This window comes from Halomonas sp. AOP7-B1-5 (genome assembly GCF_052353045.1).
In the GTDB taxonomy this organism is placed as follows: Bacteria; Pseudomonadota; Gammaproteobacteria; order Pseudomonadales; family Halomonadaceae; genus Vreelandella; species Vreelandella colorata.
Genome location: NZ_JBQTDC010000024.1, coordinates 37,718 through 58,363, shown reverse-complemented (window position 1 = coordinate 58,363; position 20,646 = coordinate 37,718). Strand labels below are relative to the sequence as shown.

Sequence of the window (20,646 nt, the reverse complement as noted above, 5' to 3'; positions counted from 1 at the left end):
GTGGCTTAGGCGGGTTTGCGCATTTTACTAGCCGCTGTCTGGGCTTGCTTTACATTGTCTTCAGTTAGCTTCTGGCTTTTTTGAAAATAGTCCTGGTGAAGCGCAACCACTTTATCCGTATCGCCTTTAGCCTGTTCTGCTAGCTGTTTTACAACCTGCTGCTGGCCTTCCATATAACTACGTAGCCCTTCTGGGTCTTTTACGCTGGTTAGCTGGCGCAGCTGCGCGATGCCGGTTTCAGCATAGGCTTGGCTGGCGTTAACTTGTGCATTTAGCATCTTCTCTGCGTAATCGAGAGTCAGGGCGGCATACGCGCGTGCAGGGGCCATAAAGAAATTATCAAACTGCTGGTTCATTTCATTTGTATTGAACGTGTTCATTATAAAACTCCTAAATCAAGATAGTGCTTTTAAGCATCCCGTTTAACAACAGCCGCTATGAATATTAAGCTTTCTTGCATCGCAGCATAGCAGCCGATTTTGTGCAGTGCAATATAAAGGCGCGAGACCTTATTTTCTAACGTAAAGCGGTAGATGTTTACCCAGGCGGTGAGAGCGTCTAGCTTGAATAGCTGCAGATATTGCGAAGGGACTTGCCGACGTGATCAATTGAAAATAAGATTGATTACCATTCATAAGGAGCATAAATAATGGATACTCGTACCGAACGCGACAGCATGGGTGAGCTTGAAGTACCGGCGAGTGCGCTTTATGGAGCCCAAACGCAGCGGGCTATCAATAACTTTCCCGTTTCCAATTCACCCATGCCAGCGACTTTTGTGCACGCTGTGGCGCGTATTAAACTAGCTGCCGCCCGCACTAATCAGCAGTTGGGCCTGTTAGATGACGCTAGATCCAACGCCATTCAAAAAGCCGCACAGGCAGTGATTAATGGTGAGCACGATGACCAGTTTCCGATAGACGTATTTCAAACGGGGTCAGGCACGTCAACCAATATGAACGTCAACGAAGTATTGGCTACCCTGGCAAGCCGCGAGGGGGTGGAAGTAACGCCTAATGATCACGTGAATATGGGTCAGTCAAGCAACGACGTTATTCCAACGGCTATTCATGTTTCAGCGGCAATTGCGGTCAATGAGTCGCTGCGACCTGCGCTTGAGCATTTAAAGGCGTGCATTGGTCAACGCGCGAGCGAACTTAAGCATGTCGTTAAAACAGGGCGTACGCATTTGATGGATGCGATGCCGTTGCGTATGGACCAGGAGCTTGGCGCCTGGTCAAGCCAGCTAAGCCAAGCCATTGAACGCTTTGATAGCGCGATGAGCCGGTTGTGTCGTTTAGCGCAAGGCGGAACGGCGGTAGGCACCGGTATTAATGCACCCGAAGGTTTTGCCGACGAGGTTGCCAAAGAGCTAAGTGAGCAAACCGGGTTAAGCTTTGCGCCTAATGATAGCTTTTTTGCCAGTCTCTCCTCCCAGGATGCGGCCGTTGAGCTTTCAGGCCAATTGAAAGGCTTGGCCTGTGTCATTATGAAAATTGCCAATGACCTGCGCTGGATGAACTCAGGTCCATTAGCAGGCTTGGGTGAAATAGAGCTTGAAGCGCTTCAGCCGGGCAGCTCCATTATGCCGGGTAAGGTCAACCCTGTGATCCCCGAATCGGCCGCTCAAGCGGCGGCTCAGGTCATTGGGCTGGATGCGGCCATTACGGTGGCAGGCCAGAGCGGCAACTTCCAGCTAAATGTCATGCTGCCGCTGGTGGCGACCAATCTGCTGACCTCCATTACCTTGATGAGCAATACCTCACGGCTGCTTGCGGACCGGGCAATTGCGACGTTTAAGGTGCGGGAGGATAACCTGCAGGGGCCTTTGGCGCGTAACCCTATTTTAGTGACGGCGCTCAACAGTGTGATTGGCTATAACGCGGCGGCCGCCATTGCTAAAAAAGCCTACCAGGCAGGGCGTCCGATTATTGATGTCGCGGAAGAGCAAACCGACCTGGATCGGGAAACGTTGGAAAGATTGTTAGATCCAACGGTGCTAACCCAGGGGGGAATTCCTGAATAGGTTTTCGAGCATAAATAACTCGTTCTAGATCGCCAGCGGCGCCTCAGGTTTTCTGCTTTTCTATTTTACCCTGTTGTATGGTTTCGCTGGCCTCTTCGCGCTCTTCGCTGTCTGCTTGAGGTTTCTCCTGCTCAACTTGGCGCGTAGGCTGGTAACAAAAGGTTGCCAGGATAGGGAAGTGGTCAGAACCAAACGCTCCCAGCCGCTGCATGTTTACCAGCGTGAAGTGGTTGGTCACAAAGATGTGGTCAAGCGGCCAGCGCAACAGCCGATTCTTGGCGTGAAAGGTGCTAAACATACCTCGACCCCGTCGCGGGTCGAGCATACCGCTAATGCGGCAGAATAAACGCGTGGTGCTTGACCAGGCCACATCGTTAAGATCACCTGCCACTAACGTAGGCTGAGGTTTTTTGTGGACTTCTTGCCCCACCCATAAGAGTTCAGCATCTCGCCATAACGATTTTTCGCTTTCCGCCGGAGCAGGGGGGCGGGGATGAACGGCATACAGACGAATAGAGTCGCCATTTTCAAGCGTTACCATGGTATGAATAGATGGGATGTCTTTTTGGATTAGCCATTTAACCGAGGTGTTTTCCAGCGGAAGGCGTGAATAAAGGTGCATGCCATAGAGATTGTCGAGCGGCACTTTAACGCTATAGGGCCATTTTTCATCAAGTGCGGGATCTAACTGATCCTGCCACCATTGATCTGACTCAAGGGTTAAAATGATATCCGGCTGGCGCTGTTGAATCATTTTGATCAGATCCTCAGCGCGCCGGTTGGGCGTCAATACATTGGCAATTAAAAGCGTGATGTGGCGATCTTGGGAGCTTTCTTTATCAGCTGTTTTAACCTGAGCGCGCCAAAGGCGTGTCCAGGGTAAAATATAGCGACCCTGCAAGCCCACCGTAATAAGAACGATAATCCAGGCGGTTGAGCGCCAATCGCTGGGTTCTAAAAATACTAATGCCATTAGGCCGAAGAGAAGTGATAGGAGCGCTATTTGCACGCGAGGAAATTCAAAACACCGTATCCACCACCAGCGCAACGGTACTCGTGCGACCAATGTTGCCAGTAAGGGCAGGAGTGCAAGGCACATAATTAGTGGGGCAAGCATATTTGATCTTCCTATTGAGTAAGGTAACTAAAATAAATTTTATTAGTTGTTTATAAATATTAAACACGCTATCAAGCCATGATTTTATCGAGATATACAGCGTAAATCTGGTTCTTGCGTAAGAAAAAAGTTTCTTGCAATACTGTGATAAATAAGTAGAATACGCATCCGTTGCACGACAGGACCATAGCTCAGTTGGTTAGAGCGCCACGTTGACATCGTGGAGGTCGGCGGTTCAAATCCGCCTGGTCCTACCATTCTCGCAACCCATTTTTCAGGACCATAGCTCAGTTGGTTAGAGCGCCACGTTGACATCGTGGAGGTCGGCGGTTCAAATCCGCCTGGTCCTACCAAATTGTTAGCCCCGTGCTTTTTAAGCGCGGGGTTTTTGTTCGTTTAGCGTTGTTTTTCATACCGTATTCGTTTATTTCGCGCAGCAAATTAATTCAGGCAGCTTCCTTTGCCAGGCTTAACGTCTAGTGATGAGGATGCCTGATTAGGGATATTTACGTGCGTGAAATGGTGCCTGTCACGATAACGTCATGCTGTATAATGTATAATGCGCGTATAGAAATTGGCCTGAAGTTGTACTGGAATTTGCGCTGCGATGAACTACTATACCTATGAACATAATTCAAGGATGAAGCTATGTACCTTAATTTAATGCCCAGCTTGGCCTCTGCCTTGGGTGGTCTCAAATCAGGCCTTAAATCTGCAAACAAACCGTCGCTAATGCGTGATGGCGTGGATGATGCAGAGCTGGATGAATATTTTCATACGGCTCAAGAGCTAGGGTTGAGCCGCTATAAGGCAGAAGAAATATTCAACCATTCACTTAGAAAGGCGCGCCGCCGCTCTGATCTATCCATGAGCGACGTTATTTTTCGTGCTTACTGCACCATCCATCTGCATACTTATCATTGATGGGGCGACAGATCCGTTTGGCGCTGAAAAGTAGCTATTAGTGCTTCGATTCCAGCCTGATCGTCTTCGGTAAAGCGGGCAGGTAATGGGCTATCCAGGTCTAGAACGCCCCACAGGTAGCCCTTTAGAACGACAGGAATCACCAGCTCGGAGCGAGAGTCCGTATCGCAGGCAATGTGGTCTGCGATGGCGTGAACATCATCGACCCGCTGTGTTTTCTGCTGGCGTGCTGCGGCTCCGCATACGCCCTTGCTAAAGGGAATCGGGTGGCAGGCCGGTTTACCCTGAAAAGGCCCTAGCCCCAAGACCTCATGTTGTCGCTGAAGATAGAATCCCACCCAGTTCAGGTTAGGTACTTCCTGCTGAATAAAAGCGCAGGTTTGAGCGCTATTGGTAAGCCAGTCGCGTGTATCAAGCAGGGCTTCAAGCTGGCGGTTGAGTAGCGCGTAGTTGGTGATCGGCATAGTCATCTCGTTAAAAAACGCATCAGGCCGACACAAAGGTCGGCCTGATATAAGTGCTTTCTAAAGGGGTTATTCAGTCCAGCTCGGTACGGCAGCGCCTTTAAATAACTCTTCAGCTTTAGCCGCGACTTCGTCGCGCTGATAAGCATCAACCAGCTGACGAATATCTTCACGCTCTTCGTCACCACCGCGAACGGCAATAAGGTTCACGTAGGGCGATTCAGGGCCTTCTTTGATCAGGGCATCGTCAAGCTTCAAGCCAGCTGGCTGAGCGAAGGTGTTATTGATAAAAGCCATATCCACATCGCGCAGTACACGGGGAAGCTGGGCGGCCTCAATCTCACGGAAGCGGAAGTTGTGCGGATTCTCGGCGATATCGATCGGCGTGGCTTCCAGGTTCTCCGGATCGTTCAGTGTGATCAGGCCTTCGTTATGCATCAAAATCAGCGCACGCCCTTCGTTGGACGGGTCATTGGGCAGAGCAATCTGCGCCCCGTCGGGTAAGTCTTCAATGCTGTCGAATTTTTCTGAATAAGCACCGATCGGGTAAACAAAGGTATAGCCCGCAACGGCAAGATCATAGCCGCGGTCGCTAACCATGGCATTCAGGTAGGGGGCGTGCTGATAAGCATTGGCATCAAGGCTACCGTCTGCTAGTGCAACATTGGGGGTTACGTAATCGGTAAATTCGATAATTTCGACATTAAGGTCGTATTCTTCTTTAGCAATACGCGCTGCCACTTCCATAACTTCGGTTTCAGGGCCGGCAACGGTGCCCATTTTGAGCGTGCGCGTTTCTGCATTTGCCACGTTAACTGCCAGTGCCAAAGCTGTCAGGCTACCAATTATAAGTTTTTGCATATAAGTCTCCTAATGCGTTGTTCCACCATGAATTGATAATGCTGGAATAAGAAAAATAATTCTAATGTTTTTTTGTTATAAATCCGTATAGGCAATGTCTATCATTATTTACGGTCGCTTTTACGCACCAAGTAATCACCCAGGCTTTGAAAGCCTTGCACCATAATCACCAAAATAATTACGGTAATCAGCATGATAGTAGGGTTGAAACGGTTGTACCCATAACGGATACCCAGATCCCCCAGGCCGCCACCGCCTACAGCGCCCGCCATGGCAGAATAGCTAACAAGTGTTACCAGCGTAATGGTAAGGCCCGTAATAATGCCGCCCCGCGCTTCGGGGATAAGCACCTTGCGAATAACCTGCCAGGGCGTTGCGCCCATGGATTGAGCAGACTCAACCAAGCCTGGAGATACCTCATTGAGCGCACCTTCTATCAGGCGCGCCACAAAAGGGATGGCCGCAATGGTTAAGGGTACCGAGGCGGCATTAATCCCTATGGAGGTGCCCACCAGCATGCGCGTGAAGGGGATGATGGCCACCATCAGTATAATGAAGGGAATCGAGCGGCCAATATTGGTAATAATGCTTAACGTCTGATTAAGTACCGGCTGGGCTAGAATTTGGCGTGGGCGTGTCACATACAGCAAGACGCCTAACGGTAGGCCGAGCAGCGTTGATATGACGCCGGAGATCGCCACCATATACAGCGTATCCAGCGTGGCCTGTAAAATAAGGTCAAACATTGCGCTGGACATAACCAAGTACCTCGACTTCTAACTGGTGAGACTGAAGATAATTCATCGCTTTTTGCGTCTGCTCGGTGGTGCCGAGTAGTTCCGCAATCATAAGCCCTAAGGTGCGGTCCTGAATGGACTCCACTTTGGCCTGTAGAATGCTGACATCTACATTGCATTCACGCGCCAGGCGCGAAATAAGCGGTGTCGAAACGGCGTCGCCAGAGAACGTCAGGCGCACCACAGGATGAGTGGCCTCGCTTGGCGTTGCGCTCAAGCGTTCAATAAGCTCCTTGGGCGGGCTGAGTTGAAGAAAATCGTTCAAGAACTCACGACCCAGCTGGGTGCGTGGTGCGGTAAAGAAGTCGCCGACTTCTGCATCTTCCACCAGTTTGCCGTTAGAGATAAGGCTCACTCGGTGGCAAATTGACTTAACCACTTCCATTTCATGGGTAATCAATAAAATAGTGATACCCAACTGCTGATTGATATCGCGCAGAAGCTCAAGAATGGAGCCGGTGGTTTGCGGGTCGAGTGCTGACGTTGCTTCATCGCATAGCAGTACGTTGGGCTTGCTGGCCAGGGCGCGAGCGATAGCAACGCGCTGCTTTTGGCCGCCCGAGAGCTGAGCAGGATACTGTTTGGCTTTATCAGCCAGCCCTACCATTTCAAGTAATGGCAATACGCGGCTTTGAATGGCGCTGCGCTTTTCACCCATCAGTTCAAGGGGCAGGGCAACGTTATCAAACACGTTACGCGTGGTCAGTAGGTTGAAATGTTGGAAAATCATGCCAATGCGATGGCGCGCCTGGTTCAGAGCACCGCCGCTCAAGCGGGTCATTTCCTGGCCATCTACCGTGACGCTGCCTTGGGTAGGGCGCTCAAGAAGGTTCACGCAGCGAATTAGCGTTGACTTGCCCGCACCGGATAAGCCGATAACGCCATGGATAGTGCCTTTGGGCACACATAAATTAACATCACTCAGGGCATGAACGGCACTGTCGCCGCTGCCATAGGTTTTACTAACGTTACTAAGTTCAATCATAGCGTCTGCCTTAATGGGAGGCCTTAGACGGAGTGCGAGGGAGCAAGCGCAGGGCGGGATATAAAAAAAAGGCCACCCTTATGGGTGGCCATCAACGCTGGACACACCCTTTTAGCTGCACTTCACCAAATCATTGATTTGGTGGACGCCCGCAATATGGGTACAAATCGGCGTCATTACATGGGCCAAAAGTCTAAAGAGCAGCCCCCAAGTTGTCAATTGAAACCGGCTGATTTTACGTTGGACCTCGCTTCGTCAGAGGTATTTGGTAAATTTAGCCACTGTTTTGGTGTATTTAACTTTTCATAGCGGAATCAAGGCTGATAATTAATGCCAGAGCGAGCCATATATTCTTAGGCTTATTAGCCGCGCGATAAGCGCATTATTTTGTTCAGGAGCGTAAACTTGCGCCTTTGTTAATTCATGTTTGAATAAGCGCTTTCAAGATGACGTACTAGAGGATTCATTATGTTTACCGGCATCGTGCAGGGTATCGCGACCGTAGTAGAGGTGCATGAACTTGACGAGTTTCGAACCCATGTAGTGGCTATGCCTGCGGCCATGCGCGAGGGATTGGAAATCGGTGCCTCAGTGGCCCATAACGGGGTGTGCCTCACCGTTACCGGGATTAACGGCGATAACGTTAGTTTCGACTTGATGCGGGAAACCCTACGATTGACTAATCTTGGTGCACTTGCACCGGGAGGAGGCGTCAATATTGAGCGTGCCGCCCGGTTTGGTGATGAGATTGGTGGGCACTCCATGTCTGGTCACATTATTTGTATGGCAAACGTGGTGGCCATCGAAGAAGCGCCTAATAATCGTCGGCTATGGTTTGCCTTACCTGACACGATTGGCCGCTTCGTTTTTGAGAAAGGCTATATCGGGGTGGATGGTATTAGCTTAACGGTTGGGGATGTACGTCGTGCATCAGACGACAGCGGTATTGAGTTCAGCGTTAATCTGATTCCGGAAACGCTTTCTCGCACGATGCTCAGCGAGCGCCTGCCTGGCGATGACGTCAATATTGAGATTGACCCGCAAACCCAAGTCATTGTTGAAACCGTTGAGCGTGTGCTGGCCAAGCGCGCATAACGATTTTGAACCAAGCTAACTGACCGATTGGTTAGTTGATGGCCTGAAGATTGCTAGCGTTATTACTGGCGGAGGCTCTTCCGCCTCAACTGGCTGCGCGTTTGGTACTCGCATCACACGGTACCTTTCGGTAACATGTGCGGCTTTTCTCGCTCCAAGGGGACGCATTTTGCGTTTGCGCGAAGGATAAAAACATTCATGAAACTTCTGAATAACTATTTCAATCTGACCGAGCTGAACACGAATGTGAAGACGGAGGTTGTTGCCGGGATCACGACGTTCCTGACCATGGCCTATATCATATTCGTGAACCCCAGCATTTTGTCAGAAGCGGGCATGGACTACGGCGCCGTCTTTGTGGCGACCTGCTTGGCGGCGGCGATTGGCTGCTTCGTCATGGGGCTTTGGGCTAATTACCCTATCGCTCAGGCACCCGGCATGGGGCTCAACGCCTTTTTCACCTATGGCGTGGTACTGGGCATGGGCTACACCTGGGAAGCCGCACTGGGCGCGGTCTTCTTTTCGGGCCTGACCTTTTTCTTGCTGAGTATTTTTAAGATTCGCGAGTGGATCATTAACTCCATTCCCATGTCGCTGCGTTTAGGGATCGCGGCGGGGATTGGTCTTTTCCTGGCCATGATTGCGCTTAAAAACTCCGGCATTGTGGTCGCTAATCCGGCGACCTTTGTCTCAATGGGCGATCTTTCACAGCCTGCGCCTTTATATGCCCTGCTAGGCTTTTTTGTGATCACTGCGCTGTCTTACCTGCGGATCAAAGGTGCAGTGTTGATCGGTATCCTGGGTATTACTCTGCTGGCGATGCTGCTGGGTCACAATGAGTATGCAGGGTTGATGTCAATGCCACCGTCTATCGCGCCTACCTTTATGGCGATGGATTTGATGGGCGCATTGGATGTCGCAATGCTTAGCGTTATCTTCGCGTTTTTGTTCGTGGACCTGTTTGATACATCCGGCACGCTAGTGGGCGTTGCTCACCGGGGCAAGCTGTTGGATAAAGATGGTAAATTGCCGCGTATCGGGCGCGCCATGATGGCAGATAGTACCGCGTCCATGGCTGGGGCGGCGCTGGGCACCTCGACCACTACCAGCTATATCGAATCAACCGCGGGTATCGCCTCTGGTGGGCGAACCGGGTTAACCGCCGTAGTGGTTGGCGTGTTGTTTTTAATCAGCCTTTTCTTTGCGCCTCTGGCGGGCTCCATACCCGCGTATGCCACGGCAGGCGCTCTATTGTACGTGGCGGTTCTTATGGCCGGCAGTTTGGCTCATGCGAACTGGGAAGATCCGACCGATGCAGCACCGGTACTGATTGCTGCACTGGCGATGCCGCTCACGTTCTCTATTGCTGACGGTATTGCCTTAGGGTTTATAAGCTTTGTGGGTATTAAAGCGCTGTCTGGCCGTTTTAGTGACCTGAACCCAGCCGTTGTGATCCTTGCATTGCTGTTTGCAGCGAAGTTTCTATTCTTGGGTTAAGCGCCCAGGCTATTTATTATTAATCTATGAGAGACGCGATGAGCATCTACGGCGACTACATTAAGTCGGTTATTCGCACCGTTCCTGATTGGCCTGAGCAGGGGGTGAACTTTCGAGATATCACTCCGTTATTACAAAACAGTGCGGCTTTTCGCAAGCTGATCGACAGTTTTGTACATCGCTATCAGGAAATGAATTTAGATGCCATCGCGGCGATTGATGCGCGTGGTTTCATTATCGGTGCGCCGCTTGCCTATGAGCTGGGCTGTAGCTTTGTACCGGTTCGTAAAAAAGGCAAACTGCCTTTTAAAACGATCAGTGAAACCTACAAGCTGGAATACGGCCATTCTGAAGTTGAGCTGCATTCTGATGCGTTTCAGGAGGGTGACCGGATCCTGCTGATGGATGATCTGATTGCCACTGGTGGCACTATGTTGGCCGCCGCCAACCTTATTCAGCGTTCTGGCGGACAAGTAGTAGAAACCGCCACGATTATTGACCTACCCGAGTTGGGCGGTTCTCAGAAAATTCGCGATGCTGGTTTTAGCGTATTCGCGGTATGTTCTTTCAACGAAGACGAGTAACGCCTCTCATGAGCAGCGAACGCTATCACCAGCATTTCACCATTTCCTGGGACCAGTTGCACCGCGATGTGCGCCAGCTTTGCCATCAAATGATCGAGCGGGACTTTAAAGGTATTGTGGCGATCACCCGGGGTGGATTAATTCCGGCGGCACTCATTGCCCGCGAACTTAACGTGCGCCTGATTGATACGATCTGTATTAAAAGCTATGACCATATGGATCAGGGCGGCCTGAATATCATGAAGGGCGTTGACCACGATGGTGAAGGTTGGCTGTTGGTCGATGATCTGGTGGATACTGGTAAAACCGCGCGTGCAGTGCGTGAAATGATGCCGAAAGCCCATTTTGTGACTATCTATGCTAAGCCAGAAGGGCGTCCTTTAGTGGACCAATATCTCACTGAAGTGGCTCAGCAATGCTGGATCCAGTTCCCTTGGGATATGGGCGTTGCATATGTAGAGCCACTTGTTGACCAAGTTAAAAGGAATTATGACTAATCCACTGACGAACGACTGGGGCCAATGGCTCGGTGATGAGTTTCAAGCAGATTACATGAAGGCTTTGAAACAGTTTTTGGCCCAAGAGAAAACGGCTAAAAAAGTTATTTATCCCCACTCTTCCAATTGGTTTCGGGCGTTTGAGCTGACGCCATTGAAAGATGTAAAAGTCGTTATCCTCGGTCAGGACCCCTATCACGGGCCTAACCAGGCGCATGGATTAAGCTTTTCCGTTCAGGCGGGGGTGAAAATCCCCCCGTCACTTGTCAATATTTATAAAGAGTTGGCAAGCGATGTAGGCTTTAAGCCGGTACGCCATGGCAGCCTGGTTAGCTGGGCTACCCAGGGCGTGCTGCTGTTAAACACGGCCTTGACCGTTGAGCAGGGTAATGCTGCCTCTCACCGGGGCAAAGGTTGGGAGCAGTTTACGGATCGAGCAATCGAAACGGTAAGCCAGCATGCTCCGTCGTGCGTGTTTTTATTGTGGGGCAGCCATGCGCGCCAGAAAAAAGCGCTAATCGATCAGCAGCGCCATTTAGTGTTGGAGTCGCCCCATCCTTCGCCGCTGTCTGCTCATCGTGGTTTTTTTGGCAACCACCAGTTTTCTCAAGCGAATCAGTTCCTGGTAGAACAGGGGCGTTCGCCTATTGACTGGCAACTGCCCGAAAGCGCTTAACCTAGTGGTCAGATACAGGTAGAATGGCGCGCAATTTTGTATGCCTGAAGATGCGACCTACGTCGCCATCCTGATATCCCTGCAGTGAGGAAGCCCCATGAGTGTCTACGCCATTAACCATCCGCTTGTTCAACATAAGCTGGGACTGATGCGCGAAGTTGATTTAAGCACTAAAAGCTTTCGTGAACTGGCAGGTGAAGTGGCCAAGCTCTTGACCTATGAGGCGACCAAAGGCCTGGAGCTTGAAGACCATGAGATTCAAGGTTGGAATGGCGAGCCTATCGCTACGCGCCGCCTTAAAGGTAAAAAGGTCACTGTCGTCCCTATTTTGCGCGCTGGCTTAGGTATGCTTGAAGGCGTGACGGATCTGATTCCCAGTGCGCGCGTCAGTGTTGTGGGCCTTTACCGTGATGAAGAAACCCTGCAGCCGGTTCCTTACTTTGCGAAATTCGCCAACGATATCGAAGAGCGTATGGCACTGGTCATTGATCCGATGCTGGCAACCGGCGGCTCGATGGTCGCAACGCTTGATATGCTGCGCGAGCGTGGCTGCGAGCATATGAAAGTGATTGTTCTGGTCGCGGCACCAGAAGGGATTAAACGGGTGCAGGAGGCTTATCCCGATGTTGAAATTTATACTGCGTCGGTAGACGACCGGTTGGATGAAAACGGCTATATCGTCCCAGGCTTGGGAGATGCCGGAGACAAGATTTTTGGAACGCGCTAAGCGCCCCGTTTGATATTGCCCCTTGCGCTTTGCGCTAGGGGCATTTTTTTGCCTTCTCAATTTTTGCCCCCTCAATATGAATAACAAATTTTTAGGAGTTGTGTGATGAGTGATGCTGTCAGCCAGCCAGAGTCATGGCCAAAGGTACTGCTGACCGGTGCGCAAATGCTGTTTGTCGCCTTTGGCGCGTTGGTGTTAGTGCCGCTGTTAACCGGGCTGGATCCAAGCGTCGCGCTGTTCACTGCCGGTGTAGGTACGTTGGTATTTCACGCGGTCACGAAAAAGACGGTGCCGGTATTTCTGGCCTCCTCGTTTGCTTTTATCGCGCCCATACAAGGCTCCATTGCAAGCTTTGGGGTATCGGCCACCATGGGCGGGTTAATGGTGGCAGGCTTGGTGTATGTCGCCATTTCTCAGGCCGTGCGTCTACGTGGGGTTGGCTGGCTTAACCGCTTACTGCCTGCTGTCGTGGTGGGGCCGGTCATCATGGTGATTGGCTTGGCGCTGGCGCCTGTTGCGGTAAGCATGGCAACCGGTGAAACCAGCGATAATATCAGCTATTGGCAAGCTATTTTCTTATCGATGGCTAGTCTGCTGGTCACCTTGGTCTTGGCGGTCTTCGGCCGTGGCCTGTTACGTCTGGTGCCCATTATGGGGGGGATTTTTACCGGTTATACGCTGGCGTTGATGATGGGAGTCGTCGATTTCACCCCGGTTCGCGAAGCGGCTTGGCTGGCGCTACCCAGCTTTACCGCGCCCAGTTTTCATTGGGCGGCCATTTTATTCATGATTCCTGTCGCCATCGCGCCTGCGGTCGAACATATCGGTGATATGGTCGCGATTGGCTCGGTAACGCGGAAAAACTATTTGGAAAAACCGGGCCTGCATCGCACGTTATTAGGCGATGGTTTGGCGACGACGGTCGCGGCGTTGTTTGGCGGGCCACCCAATACAACGTATTCCGAAGTGACTGGGGCGGTAACGCTAACCCGTGCCTTTAACCCTACCTACATGATTGTGGCAGCCGTGCTTGCCATCGTACTGGCGTTTGTGGCCAAGCTGGGGGCGCTTTTGCAAACCATCCCTGGACCCGTGATGGGCGGTATCATGACACTGCTGTTTGGCTCAATCGCCGTGGTGGGAATGAATACGCTGGTACGTGCCGGGCAGTCGTTAACGGCGCCACGTAATCTGGTGGTGGTATCCTTGATTTTGGTTTTCGGGATTGGCGGCATGCAGTTTGGCGAAGGTCAGTTCACGCTACAGGGCGTTAGCCTGGCCGCACTTGTGGGGATTGCGTTAAATTGGCTACTGCCGCGCGAGCGGGAAGGTGAGTAAGCGACGCATGTTAAACGCCGCTGTTAGAAGGAGTATGGGGAGATGGTAGGCAGCATCACGACAACGTTTCCTGTACTAGGTATTGCCGCCTGGAGTGGAACGGGTAAAACCACGCTACTGACCCAATTACTGCCGCGATTACGCGAGGCAGGGCTGGATGTTGGCGTTATCAAGCATGCCCACCACAACTTTGATGTAGATAAGCCCGGCAAAGACAGCTATCGGCTGCGCAGTGCCGGGGCGTCTCCAATGCTGGTCGCATCACGGCAACGCTTTGCACTCATGCAGGAAACGCCCGACCAAGAGGAGCCTGACCTGGGCGCGTTACTGGCGATGATGGCTCATCATCAGCCGGATCTGGTCATTGTAGAAGGATTTAAAGCATGGCCCATTCCCAAACTTGTACTGTATCGTAAGGGCATTGGAGAGACATCAATTCTTGATGATGCAACGCTACAAGCCGTCGCGCTCGACGCAGAGGCACCGATTGAACTTAGCCCCTCAGTGGCCCTGTTAGACCTGAATGATCTTGATGCGATTACCCGCTGGGTGCTTGCCTGGGTGAGCACCCAACCCAACAGTCCAGCTTAAAACGATGGCTTCAAACGATAGGTGAAAACATGCAGCTAACCCACCTCAATACGCGTGGTGAGGCTAATATGGTTGATGTTGGTGATAAGCGCGAAACGCGCCGTGAGGCAGTCGCTTCGGGGCGGATTATCATGCAGCCTGAAACGCTCAACTTGCTAAGTGACGGCAAGCTTCCCAAGGGCGATGTTATTGCCACTGCGCGTATCGCCGGTATACAGGCCGCCAAACGTACCCATGAGCTGATTCCGCTTTGCCACTCCCTAGCGCTTTCTAAAGTATCGATAGAGTTTGAGATCGACCAGCAAGACAGCTGCGTCAAGGTGACGGCGCTATGCCGTTTGAATGGGCGTACCGGTGTTGAGATGGAAGCGCTGACTGCCGTATCGGTTGCTTGTTTGACGCTTTACGATATGTGCAAAGCCGTGGATAAAGATATGCGCATCGATGCTGTCCAATTGGAAAGCAAACACGGCGGCGTGCGGGGAGATTATCAGCGTGATGCCCGCCCAGCGGCGCCAATCGTAACAGGTGATGGGGCAACGGGAGAGGTAACCCTAGGAGAGCGCTGTGCCTCGCCTTGCGTTCGGGTAAAGTTCTTGGCCGAGCTGCGTGAGCGAGTAGGCGTGAGTGATATCGTGCTCGATCTGGAGCAAGTGCCCAGCTGCGATATTGCCGGTTTAAAAGCCGCTTTAAGCCAGCGTGATCCGCGCTTTAGCGTGCTCAACGACCAGCGTACGCTATGTGCGATTAATCAGGTCATGGCCAACGACAGTGCGCGTATTACCAACGAGGATGAGGTGGCGTTTTTTCCACCGGTGACCGGAGGCTAGATCATGAATATCCGGGTGCATGTTCAGGCTACACCGTTTGCGTTAGCTGATGGCTATGAGCAAGTGCTGGCACAGCGTACCGACATTGGCGCTGTCGTGAGTTTTACCGGCTTGGTGCGTGATTTCAATGAAACCCCGGATGTGACGGGGTTGACCCTTGAACACTATCCGGGCATGACGGAGCGAACGCTGGAAAGTATTGGTGAGCAGGCCTGGCAGCGCTGGTCGCTGCAGGCCGTGTACATCGTTCATCGTGTTGGGTATCTCATGCCAGGCGACCCGATCGTACGTGTGCTGGTCGCCAGCGCCCACCGACGCGAAGCCTTTGAGGCGTGCGACTTCATAATGGATTTTTTAAAGACCCAAGCGCCATTCTGGAAGAAAGAGCACTCGGGACAAGGCGAATACTGGGTAAAAGAGCGCACCACCGATACCCAGGATGCGGCTCGCTGGACGTAGGGCGGGCCTATGCTCTGGAACGCTAGCGCTTAGCCCTAAAACAAGGCTTACATTTATAAGGGCGCTTCGGCCGCCATAATTTGCAAATGTACGTCGGGCATATGCTGCATATGTTCTGCCAGCCAATGAATCAAGCGCGGCTGAAGCGCAAAGCGTAGGTCCGCTAACGTATCGGCTTCAATATCCTCAAGCTGATCATCCAGCCATTCACTAAAGCTATCTTCATCCAGGGGGCTTGCACTGCTGGTATCTAGCATCAGGCGGCCTATGCGCCACCAGCCTGTCTCACTAGCCGTGACCGGTAGCGCAAGGTACAAACTGCCTCGGCGGGCCGTGGCTTTGGCGTTTTCCAAGCCTGGATGTGGCACAACACTATTTTGATTAACGATGCAGGGTGGTTGGGGGTGGCGCGCTTCACAGCGGAGCCCCTGACCATCCAGCACGATAATGTCGCCATTCACGGGCGCTAAAGGCGCGCTAATATCAAGGGCTTGGGCAATGGCCTGATGCGCCTGCTGATGGCGAGCCTCGCCGTGTACCGGGATAAGGTGTTTTGGCCGTACCCACTGATAAAACTTGATTAGTTCTTCCTGCGCCGGGTGCCCGGTAGCATGCAGCTCCGGGTGATTTATCTCATCAAAAATCGTCACCCCTAACTGCTTTAGACGCCGTTTTAGCTGCTCAATTGGGCGTTCGTTACCCGGAATGGTTTTGGCGGAGAAAATAACGTTATCGCCGGGCTCAAGGTCAATAAACGGATGGCGCCCCTGAGCAAGCCTTTGCAGGGCTGCACGCGGTTCACCCTGGCTGCCTGTAGCGATAATGACCACTTCATCTGGAGGTAAATAGCCAAGATCATGCGATGGAACGAGGGCTGGCAAGTCATCCATATAGCCAAGGCCTCGTGCAATACCCACCATCCGCTCCATTGAGCGACCCATTAAACTAATTCGGCGTCCACACTGGTGCGCCGCCCGGCCAATGGCTAATACTCGCGCTAGGTTGCTTGCAAAGCAGGAGACCACCACGCGGCCCTTGCATTCGCCCAAGGTTTTAGACAGCGCTTTAGCCACATCGCCTTCACTGCCCGAGTGACCCGGCAGAGGAGCGTTAGTTGAATCCCCAACCACTAAATCAACCGGGGCGAGCGCCCGAAAATGGGCCGCATTAATGGGGTCACCAATAAGGGGGTTAGGATCCAGCTTCCAGTCACCGGTATGCAGTACGCGGTAGCCGCCAATCAGTATCATCAGCGCGCAGCTTTCAGGAATCGAATGGGTCAGAGGCATGTAGCGTACCGAAAACGGCGTGCTTTCCATTGCTTCGCCGGGCTCGATTACCTTGATGGCCGTACTGCTTAACTGATGTTCGGCGAATTTTAAGCGTAACAGGCCTGCGGCTAGCGGCGTTGCATAAATTGGACAGTTCCACTTGGGCCATAGCCAGGCAACCGCGCCAATATGGTCTTCGTGGCCATGGGTGATAAATAGCGCCTGGGGAGTGATGCCCAGGGCCTCCGGGGTATCCAGATTGGGCACCTGAAGTGGTGAATTGGGCAGATCCTGGCGAATCATCATGCCGCAGTCGACCGCGATCCAATGATCGTCGTATCCATATAGCGTTAGATTCATGCCGATTTCACCACACCCACCCAGCGGCAGTAGGCGCAGAGGAGGGCGACGGCGGGGACGAAGTTGAACGCGTGGTGGATGCATCAGTTATGAAAAGCCTAAAAAGTAATGCCTTAACTATACGGGAAGGCAGGGGCGGCTAACAATGACCATGGCATATGCGGCCGGTGCTTCGTGAAAGGTGTTCCGGTACACTAGGCGGTCTTTATTGTCGGCGCAGTGATAGGTCTGTTCGCTGCGCCGTTGAACTGCCTTTGGCATTATCCTTTGTATGATCCATTGAGCTAACTACTGCATTACGTCAAAAGTATTTCGCAGATCAAAGAGTATCCCGTATGTCTCATTATTATCGTTTGGTCGTTTCCTGCCCTGATCAGGTAGGCATTGTTGCTCGTGTATCAAGTTTTATAGCTCAGCAGGGCGGTTCGATTACCGAAGCCAGCCAGCACTCTGACTTGCAAACGGGCCGGTTTTTTATGCGTTACGAAATATTGGCTGATTCACTAGGGATGTCCGCTGAAACGTTGCGCAGTGCCTTTGAACCGATCGCTCAAGAGTTTTCTATGCAATGGTCGCTGGTCGATACTCAAAAGCGCCGTCGGGTGGTACTGATGGTCTCGCGTGAGTCCCATTGCCTGGTGGATCTGCTGTATCGCTGGCAGGCGGGTGAGCTGGATTGCGATATCGCCGGTGTGATTTCCAATCACGAAGACATGCGTTCAATCGCCGAGTGGTATGGTATTCCTTATCACCATGTGCCGGTTGATCCGAACAATAAAGAAGCGTCGTTTGCCCAAGTGAAAGAGCATATCGATCATGCGCGCGCGGATTGCATCGTGCTGGCACGTTATATGCAGATTCTGCCGCCGTCACTATGCGAGCGGTATGCCGGTCAGGTGATCAATATTCACCACAGCTTCTTGCCCTCTTTTGCGGGTGCCAAGCCTTATCATCAGGCCTATGAGCGCGGTGTAAAACTGATTGGTGCGACCTGTCACTATGTGACCGAGGAGCTGGATGCGGGGCCGATTATCGAGCAGGATATCCATCGCGTGAGCCATTGCCATACACCCACTGATTTGGTTCGTTTTGGCCGCGATGTGGAAAAAGCCGTGCTGGCACGTGGCCTGCGCTGGCACCTGGAAGACCGCGTATTGATTCACGGTAATAAGACAGTGGTATTTAGCTAAACGCCCGTAGTTGCGTTTAAGCCAAAAAAAAGCGGGTGGCCATGGAAATGGCCACCCGCTTGAAGGCTATCAAGACGCTGTATTCTCTGTTCTTAAGAAATTATGTTCTTAAGAAATTATGTTCTTAACACGATGCTCTGCCGCCAACTCACCACAAGCGGTACATTAGCCGAGTGCTTGACCGTTGCCGCCCCGGATAACGCCCACCCCGACGCCTTCAATATCCAGTGACTGAGTGCGCAAGTCGATTTCGATAGGGGCAAAATCAGCGTTTTCGGCCATTAACGTTACCTGATGGCCCTGACGCTTAAAGCGCTTCACGGTAACTTCATCTTCCAGGCGCGCGACAACGATCTGCCCGTCACGTACGCGGTCAGTGCGATGCACTGCCAGCAAGTCGCCTTCAAGAATGCCAACATCCTTCATCGACAGGCCGCGCACACGCAGCAGGTAGTCGGCCTTGGGCGTGAAGTACTCTGCTGGCAGCGGGCAGTAGCGGTCAATGTGTTCAGCCGCCAAGATGGGGCTGCCCGCGGCAACTTCGCCAATAACGGGCAAGCCGGCCGGGGGAAGATCACTATTGGCCGCCACAGGAGCAGGCGAATCGCTCACTTCCTGAACATCCTGGTTAGGCAGACGAATCCCGCGTGATGTATTGCGAATAATGCGGATCACACCCTTGCGCTCAAGCGCGCGCAAATGCTCTTCAGCAGCATTGGGCGATTTAAACCCTAGCGCTTTGGCAATTTCTGCGCGAGTGGGTGGATATCCGAATTCACCCATGGTTTTTACGATAAAATCAAAAACATGCTGTTGACGTGCTGTGAGTGGTCGAGACATACCAAACTCCATAAACGATAAAAGACAGTCGGTATCTGCCTGCTTGAACAATATGTGTTTAAGTATACAGTATGTTCCTCTGTCCAGTACACGGATAAAAATAGTGCTTAATAGAGGTTAGACAAGGACCTGGCGTCATTTGGCTAACGGCTAGGCTCAAACGTCAGCCGACCCCAATTCAGCGATGAGGTGTTTGAATTAACTTTAATGAGTTTTCTCATCGATTACAGGAGCTTCTCGTATCTAGGATTGAGCCCGTTAGGGTTATGGCATACTATTTCGGCATGTTTTAAACACTCGTTTTTCTGGAGGCCGAAATGGCACAATCTGATACGGTGTCGCGTATTCTTGATACCGCTGAGGTGCTGTTTGCAGAGCGTGGTTTTGCTGAAACGTCGCTGCGCAACATCACTAGCAAAGCCCGGGTCAATTTAGCGGCCGTCAACTATCACTTTGGCTCTAAAAAAGCCTTGATTCAGGCGGTCTTCTCACGCTATCTGGATCCCTTCACTCTGCGCTTTCATACTGCGCTCGACGAGCTAGAAGCTCGCTATACCGATAGCCATATCCCGTTGGAGGAACTGCTCGAAACCATGGCAACAACGGTGCTGGCAGTGCCCGCTGAGCGCAATAGTCTAAAAGTGTTTATGCGCTTGCTCGGGCTGGCCTATAGCCAGGCTCAAGGGCATTTGCGGCGTCATATTCAAGAGCAGTATGGCGAGGTGTTCGCGCGCTTTACTGAGCTGGTCCGCCAGGCCACGCCGGATCTTCCTGATTCAGAACGCTTCTGGCGGCTACACTTTATGCTGGGTACCGTCATCTTTACCTTGTCGGGTCTGGATGCTCTACGGGATATTGCGGCTAAAGATTATCAAGAACAGGTCACCGTGCGTGATCTGGTACGTCGCTTGCGGCCAGTGGTCGTCGCCGCCATGAACGCGCCATTACCTCCGGCTGTAGAAGAGGGGCATCATGCGAACGCCAACGCTAGCTGAGCTGCCACCTAGCCAAACTGGCTGGATCGAGATTGATACCGATACACAGCAGTTGCGTTGGTGGCAGGGGCAAAAGGTGTGCTTTGAATGCGAAATATCGTCAGGCAAAGCAGGTGTAGGCCAACAGGAAGGTAGCGGTCAAACGCCACATGGCTGGCACTATGTGCGAGCGGCGATTGGCAAGGACCTGCCGATCAACGCGGTGTTTAGAGGTCGACGTTTTACCGGCGAGGTGTTTTCAACGCCGCTGGCCAAAGCAAACCCGACGCGTGACTGGATTTTGACACGCATTTTATGGTTGTGCGGTCTGGAGCGGGGATTCAACCGCGCAGGCTCGGTTGATTCTCAGCGCCGCTATATCTATTTGCACGGTACACCACCCAATCAGCCAATGGGAACGCCGGCTTCCCATGGCTGTATACGCTTACGCAATCAGGATCTGCTGTATGTCTTTGAGCGCGCGCTGCCTGGCACCCCCGTATGGCTTCATGGCAGCGATCAATAGCGGTCGCAGGTAAGGTT

At 52.1% G+C, this 20,646-nt stretch carries 23 protein-coding genes and 2 tRNA genes; 17 read left to right on the top strand and 8 right to left on the bottom strand.

What is annotated here, in order from left to right; translation table 11 throughout:
• Positions 1-5: 5 nt before the first annotated feature.
• Positions 6-380, bottom strand: coding sequence for a phasin family protein (locus ACT3XD_RS12670; protein ID WP_192538281.1), 375 nt, complete (start codon positions 378-380; stop codon positions 6-8).
• 269 nt (positions 381-649) lie between these two features.
• Between ACT3XD_RS12670 and ACT3XD_RS12665 the strand changes: the two genes are divergently transcribed.
• Positions 650-2,026, top strand: coding sequence for a class II fumarate hydratase (locus ACT3XD_RS12665; RefSeq protein ID WP_192538280.1), 1,377 nt, complete (start codon positions 650-652; stop codon positions 2,024-2,026).
• Positions 2,027-2,069: 43 nt separating this feature from the next.
• Here the strand turns inward: ACT3XD_RS12665 and ACT3XD_RS12660 are convergent, their stop codons facing one another.
• Positions 2,070-3,143 carry an endonuclease/exonuclease/phosphatase family protein gene (locus ACT3XD_RS12660; RefSeq protein WP_192538279.1) on the bottom strand — a complete coding sequence of 358 codons (1,074 nt, stop codon included), beginning with the start codon at positions 3,141-3,143 and terminating at the stop codon, positions 2,070-2,072.
• A 180-nt stretch (positions 3,144-3,323) separates the two neighbouring features.
• On the opposite strand from ACT3XD_RS12660, the gene ACT3XD_RS12655 reads away from it, so the two are divergent.
• The 3 genes from ACT3XD_RS12655 (at position 3,324) to ACT3XD_RS12645 (ending at position 4,067) form a co-directional block, all read left to right on the top strand.
• Positions 3,324-3,400: transfer RNA gene (locus ACT3XD_RS12655), tRNA-Val, on the top strand.
• A 19-nt stretch (positions 3,401-3,419) separates the two neighbouring features.
• Positions 3,420-3,496, top strand: a tRNA-Val gene (locus tag ACT3XD_RS12650).
• Positions 3,497-3,791: 295 nt separating this feature from the next.
• The gene (locus ACT3XD_RS12645) at positions 3,792-4,067 is read left to right on the top strand and encodes a hypothetical protein (protein WP_192538278.1); all 276 of its coding nucleotides are present in this window, start codon (positions 3,792-3,794) and stop codon (positions 4,065-4,067) included.
• Here ACT3XD_RS12645 and ACT3XD_RS12640 read toward each other — a convergent pair.
• From ACT3XD_RS12640 to ACT3XD_RS12625, 4 genes are all read right to left on the bottom strand, one after another.
• Positions 4,061-4,531 carry a GAF domain-containing protein gene (locus ACT3XD_RS12640; RefSeq protein WP_192538277.1) on the bottom strand — a complete coding sequence of 157 codons (471 nt, stop codon included), beginning with the start codon at positions 4,529-4,531 and terminating at the stop codon, positions 4,061-4,063. The two genes, ACT3XD_RS12645 and ACT3XD_RS12640, sit on opposite strands and share 7 nt — an antisense overlap.
• Positions 4,532-4,600: 69 nt before the next feature.
• Positions 4,601-5,392, bottom strand: coding sequence for a MetQ/NlpA family ABC transporter substrate-binding protein (locus tag ACT3XD_RS12635; RefSeq protein ID WP_192538276.1), 792 nt, complete (start codon positions 5,390-5,392; stop codon positions 4,601-4,603).
• Positions 5,393-5,496: 104 nt separating this feature from the next.
• Positions 5,497-6,150 carry a methionine ABC transporter permease gene (locus ACT3XD_RS12630; RefSeq protein ID WP_192538275.1) on the bottom strand — a complete coding sequence of 218 codons (654 nt, stop codon included), beginning with the start codon at positions 6,148-6,150 and terminating at the stop codon, positions 5,497-5,499.
• A complete protein-coding gene (locus ACT3XD_RS12625) occupies positions 6,131-7,174 on the bottom strand; it encodes a methionine ABC transporter ATP-binding protein (RefSeq protein ID WP_192538274.1) in 1,044 nt (347 codons plus the stop codon). The genes ACT3XD_RS12630 and ACT3XD_RS12625 overlap by 20 nt, the downstream gene beginning before the upstream one ends.
• 468 nt (positions 7,175-7,642) lie before the next feature.
• Between ACT3XD_RS12625 and ACT3XD_RS12620 the strand changes: the two genes are divergently transcribed.
• The 10 genes from ACT3XD_RS12620 to moaE all read left to right on the top strand — a co-directional run bounded on the left by ACT3XD_RS12620 (position 7,643) and on the right by moaE (position 15,468).
• Complete coding sequence (locus ACT3XD_RS12620; protein WP_192538273.1) at positions 7,643-8,269, top strand: riboflavin synthase subunit alpha; 627 nt, start codon at positions 7,643-7,645, stop codon at positions 8,267-8,269.
• A gap of 198 nt (positions 8,270-8,467) precedes the next feature.
• The gene (locus tag ACT3XD_RS12615) at positions 8,468-9,766 is read left to right on the top strand and encodes an NCS2 family permease (RefSeq protein ID WP_192538272.1); all 1,299 of its coding nucleotides are present in this window, start codon (positions 8,468-8,470) and stop codon (positions 9,764-9,766) included.
• Positions 9,767-9,804: 38 nt separating this feature from the next.
• The gene (locus tag ACT3XD_RS12610) at positions 9,805-10,350 is read left to right on the top strand and encodes an adenine phosphoribosyltransferase (RefSeq protein WP_192538271.1); all 546 of its coding nucleotides are present in this window, start codon (positions 9,805-9,807) and stop codon (positions 10,348-10,350) included.
• Positions 10,351-10,358: 8 nt separating this feature from the next.
• Positions 10,359-10,847, top strand: a complete 489-nt coding sequence (gene gpt, locus ACT3XD_RS12605; RefSeq protein ID WP_018917220.1) for a xanthine phosphoribosyltransferase — start codon at positions 10,359-10,361, stop codon at positions 10,845-10,847.
• Complete coding sequence (gene ung / locus ACT3XD_RS12600) at positions 10,840-11,523, top strand: uracil-DNA glycosylase (RefSeq protein WP_192538270.1); 684 nt, start codon at positions 10,840-10,842, stop codon at positions 11,521-11,523. The genes gpt and ung overlap by 8 nt, the downstream gene beginning before the upstream one ends.
• Before the next feature lie 97 nt (positions 11,524-11,620).
• Entirely contained in the window at positions 11,621-12,250 is a 630-nt protein-coding gene (upp, locus tag ACT3XD_RS12595; protein ID WP_018917218.1) for a uracil phosphoribosyltransferase, read from the top strand.
• Between the two features lie 105 nt (positions 12,251-12,355).
• Positions 12,356-13,588 carry a uracil-xanthine permease family protein gene (locus ACT3XD_RS12590; RefSeq protein ID WP_192538269.1) on the top strand — a complete coding sequence of 411 codons (1,233 nt, stop codon included), beginning with the start codon at positions 12,356-12,358 and terminating at the stop codon, positions 13,586-13,588.
• A gap of 42 nt (positions 13,589-13,630) precedes the next feature.
• Positions 13,631-14,179: a molybdopterin-guanine dinucleotide biosynthesis protein B gene (gene mobB, locus ACT3XD_RS12585; RefSeq protein ID WP_192538268.1), complete on the top strand. Its 549-nt coding sequence runs from the start codon at positions 13,631-13,633 to the stop codon at positions 14,177-14,179.
• A 29-nt stretch (positions 14,180-14,208) separates the two neighbouring features.
• Positions 14,209-15,009 (top strand): cyclic pyranopterin monophosphate synthase MoaC, encoded by an 801-nt coding sequence (gene moaC / locus ACT3XD_RS12580; protein WP_192538267.1) that lies wholly within the window; start codon positions 14,209-14,211, stop codon positions 15,007-15,009.
• Positions 15,010-15,012: 3 nt separating this feature from the next.
• The gene (gene moaE / locus ACT3XD_RS12575) at positions 15,013-15,468 is read left to right on the top strand and encodes a molybdopterin synthase catalytic subunit MoaE (RefSeq protein WP_192538266.1); all 456 of its coding nucleotides are present in this window, start codon (positions 15,013-15,015) and stop codon (positions 15,466-15,468) included.
• 53 nt (positions 15,469-15,521) lie between these two features.
• Here the strand turns inward: moaE and ACT3XD_RS12570 are convergent, their stop codons facing one another.
• Complete coding sequence (locus ACT3XD_RS12570; protein WP_192538295.1) at positions 15,522-17,099, bottom strand: ribonuclease J; 1,578 nt, start codon at positions 17,097-17,099, stop codon at positions 15,522-15,524.
• 335 nt (positions 17,100-17,434) lie between these two features.
• Here ACT3XD_RS12570 and purU point away from each other — a divergent pair, with 335 nt between their 5' ends.
• Positions 17,435-18,289 (top strand): formyltetrahydrofolate deformylase, encoded by an 855-nt coding sequence (gene purU / locus ACT3XD_RS12565; RefSeq protein WP_192538265.1) that lies wholly within the window; start codon positions 17,435-17,437, stop codon positions 18,287-18,289.
• A 165-nt stretch (positions 18,290-18,454) separates the two neighbouring features.
• Here purU and lexA read toward each other — a convergent pair whose 3' ends face one another.
• Complete coding sequence (gene lexA / locus ACT3XD_RS12560; protein WP_192538264.1) at positions 18,455-19,129, bottom strand: transcriptional repressor LexA; 675 nt, start codon at positions 19,127-19,129, stop codon at positions 18,455-18,457.
• Between the two features lie 317 nt (positions 19,130-19,446).
• Here lexA and ACT3XD_RS12555 point away from each other — a divergent pair, with 317 nt between their 5' ends.
• Together ACT3XD_RS12555 and ACT3XD_RS12550 are read left to right on the top strand one after the other, a co-directional pair.
• Entirely contained in the window at positions 19,447-20,124 is a 678-nt protein-coding gene (locus ACT3XD_RS12555; RefSeq protein WP_192538263.1) for a TetR/AcrR family transcriptional regulator, read from the top strand.
• Positions 20,102-20,629, top strand: a complete 528-nt coding sequence (locus ACT3XD_RS12550) for a L,D-transpeptidase (RefSeq protein ID WP_192538262.1) — start codon at positions 20,102-20,104, stop codon at positions 20,627-20,629. Before ACT3XD_RS12555 ends, ACT3XD_RS12550 begins: the two co-directional genes overlap by 23 nt.
• Positions 20,630-20,646: the final 17 nt, after the last annotated feature.

Coding starts and splice junctions, on each gene's coding strand:
- ACT3XD_RS12555 (WP_192538263.1), top strand. CDS start 19,447: ATGGCACAATCTGATACGGTGTCGCGTATTCTTGATACCGCTGAGGTG.
- ACT3XD_RS12660 (WP_192538279.1), bottom strand. CDS start 3,143: ATGCTTGCCCCACTAATTATGTGCCTTGCACTCCTGCCCTTACTGGCA.
- ACT3XD_RS12590 (WP_192538269.1), top strand. CDS start 12,356: ATGAGTGATGCTGTCAGCCAGCCAGAGTCATGGCCAAAGGTACTGCTG.
- gpt (WP_018917220.1), top strand. CDS start 10,359: ATGAGCAGCGAACGCTATCACCAGCATTTCACCATTTCCTGGGACCAG.
- ACT3XD_RS12615 (WP_192538272.1), top strand. CDS start 8,468: ATGAAACTTCTGAATAACTATTTCAATCTGACCGAGCTGAACACGAAT.
- purU (WP_192538265.1), top strand. CDS start 17,435: ATGTCTCATTATTATCGTTTGGTCGTTTCCTGCCCTGATCAGGTAGGC.
- ACT3XD_RS12550 (WP_192538262.1), top strand. CDS start 20,102: ATGCGAACGCCAACGCTAGCTGAGCTGCCACCTAGCCAAACTGGCTGG.
- ACT3XD_RS12640 (WP_192538277.1), bottom strand. CDS start 4,531: ATGCCGATCACCAACTACGCGCTACTCAACCGCCAGCTTGAAGCCCTG.
- moaC (WP_192538267.1), top strand. CDS start 14,209: ATGCAGCTAACCCACCTCAATACGCGTGGTGAGGCTAATATGGTTGAT.
- ACT3XD_RS12635 (WP_192538276.1), bottom strand. CDS start 5,392: ATGCAAAAACTTATAATTGGTAGCCTGACAGCTTTGGCACTGGCAGTT.
- ACT3XD_RS12610 (WP_192538271.1), top strand. CDS start 9,805: ATGAGCATCTACGGCGACTACATTAAGTCGGTTATTCGCACCGTTCCT.
- ACT3XD_RS12670 (WP_192538281.1), bottom strand. CDS start 380: ATGAACACGTTCAATACAAATGAAATGAACCAGCAGTTTGATAATTTC.
- ACT3XD_RS12665 (WP_192538280.1), top strand. CDS start 650: ATGGATACTCGTACCGAACGCGACAGCATGGGTGAGCTTGAAGTACCG.
- upp (WP_018917218.1), top strand. CDS start 11,621: ATGAGTGTCTACGCCATTAACCATCCGCTTGTTCAACATAAGCTGGGA.
- ACT3XD_RS12625 (WP_192538274.1), bottom strand. CDS start 7,174: ATGATTGAACTTAGTAACGTTAGTAAAACCTATGGCAGCGGCGACAGT.
- ACT3XD_RS12620 (WP_192538273.1), top strand. CDS start 7,643: ATGTTTACCGGCATCGTGCAGGGTATCGCGACCGTAGTAGAGGTGCAT.
- lexA (WP_192538264.1), bottom strand. CDS start 19,129: ATGTCTCGACCACTCACAGCACGTCAACAGCATGTTTTTGATTTTATC.
- ACT3XD_RS12630 (WP_192538275.1), bottom strand. CDS start 6,150: ATGTCCAGCGCAATGTTTGACCTTATTTTACAGGCCACGCTGGATACG.
- ACT3XD_RS12645 (WP_192538278.1), top strand. CDS start 3,792: ATGTACCTTAATTTAATGCCCAGCTTGGCCTCTGCCTTGGGTGGTCTC.
- moaE (WP_192538266.1), top strand. CDS start 15,013: ATGAATATCCGGGTGCATGTTCAGGCTACACCGTTTGCGTTAGCTGAT.
- ung (WP_192538270.1), top strand. CDS start 10,840: ATGACTAATCCACTGACGAACGACTGGGGCCAATGGCTCGGTGATGAG.
- ACT3XD_RS12570 (WP_192538295.1), bottom strand. CDS start 17,099: ATGAATCTAACGCTATATGGATACGACGATCATTGGATCGCGGTCGAC.
- mobB (WP_192538268.1), top strand. CDS start 13,631: ATGGTAGGCAGCATCACGACAACGTTTCCTGTACTAGGTATTGCCGCC.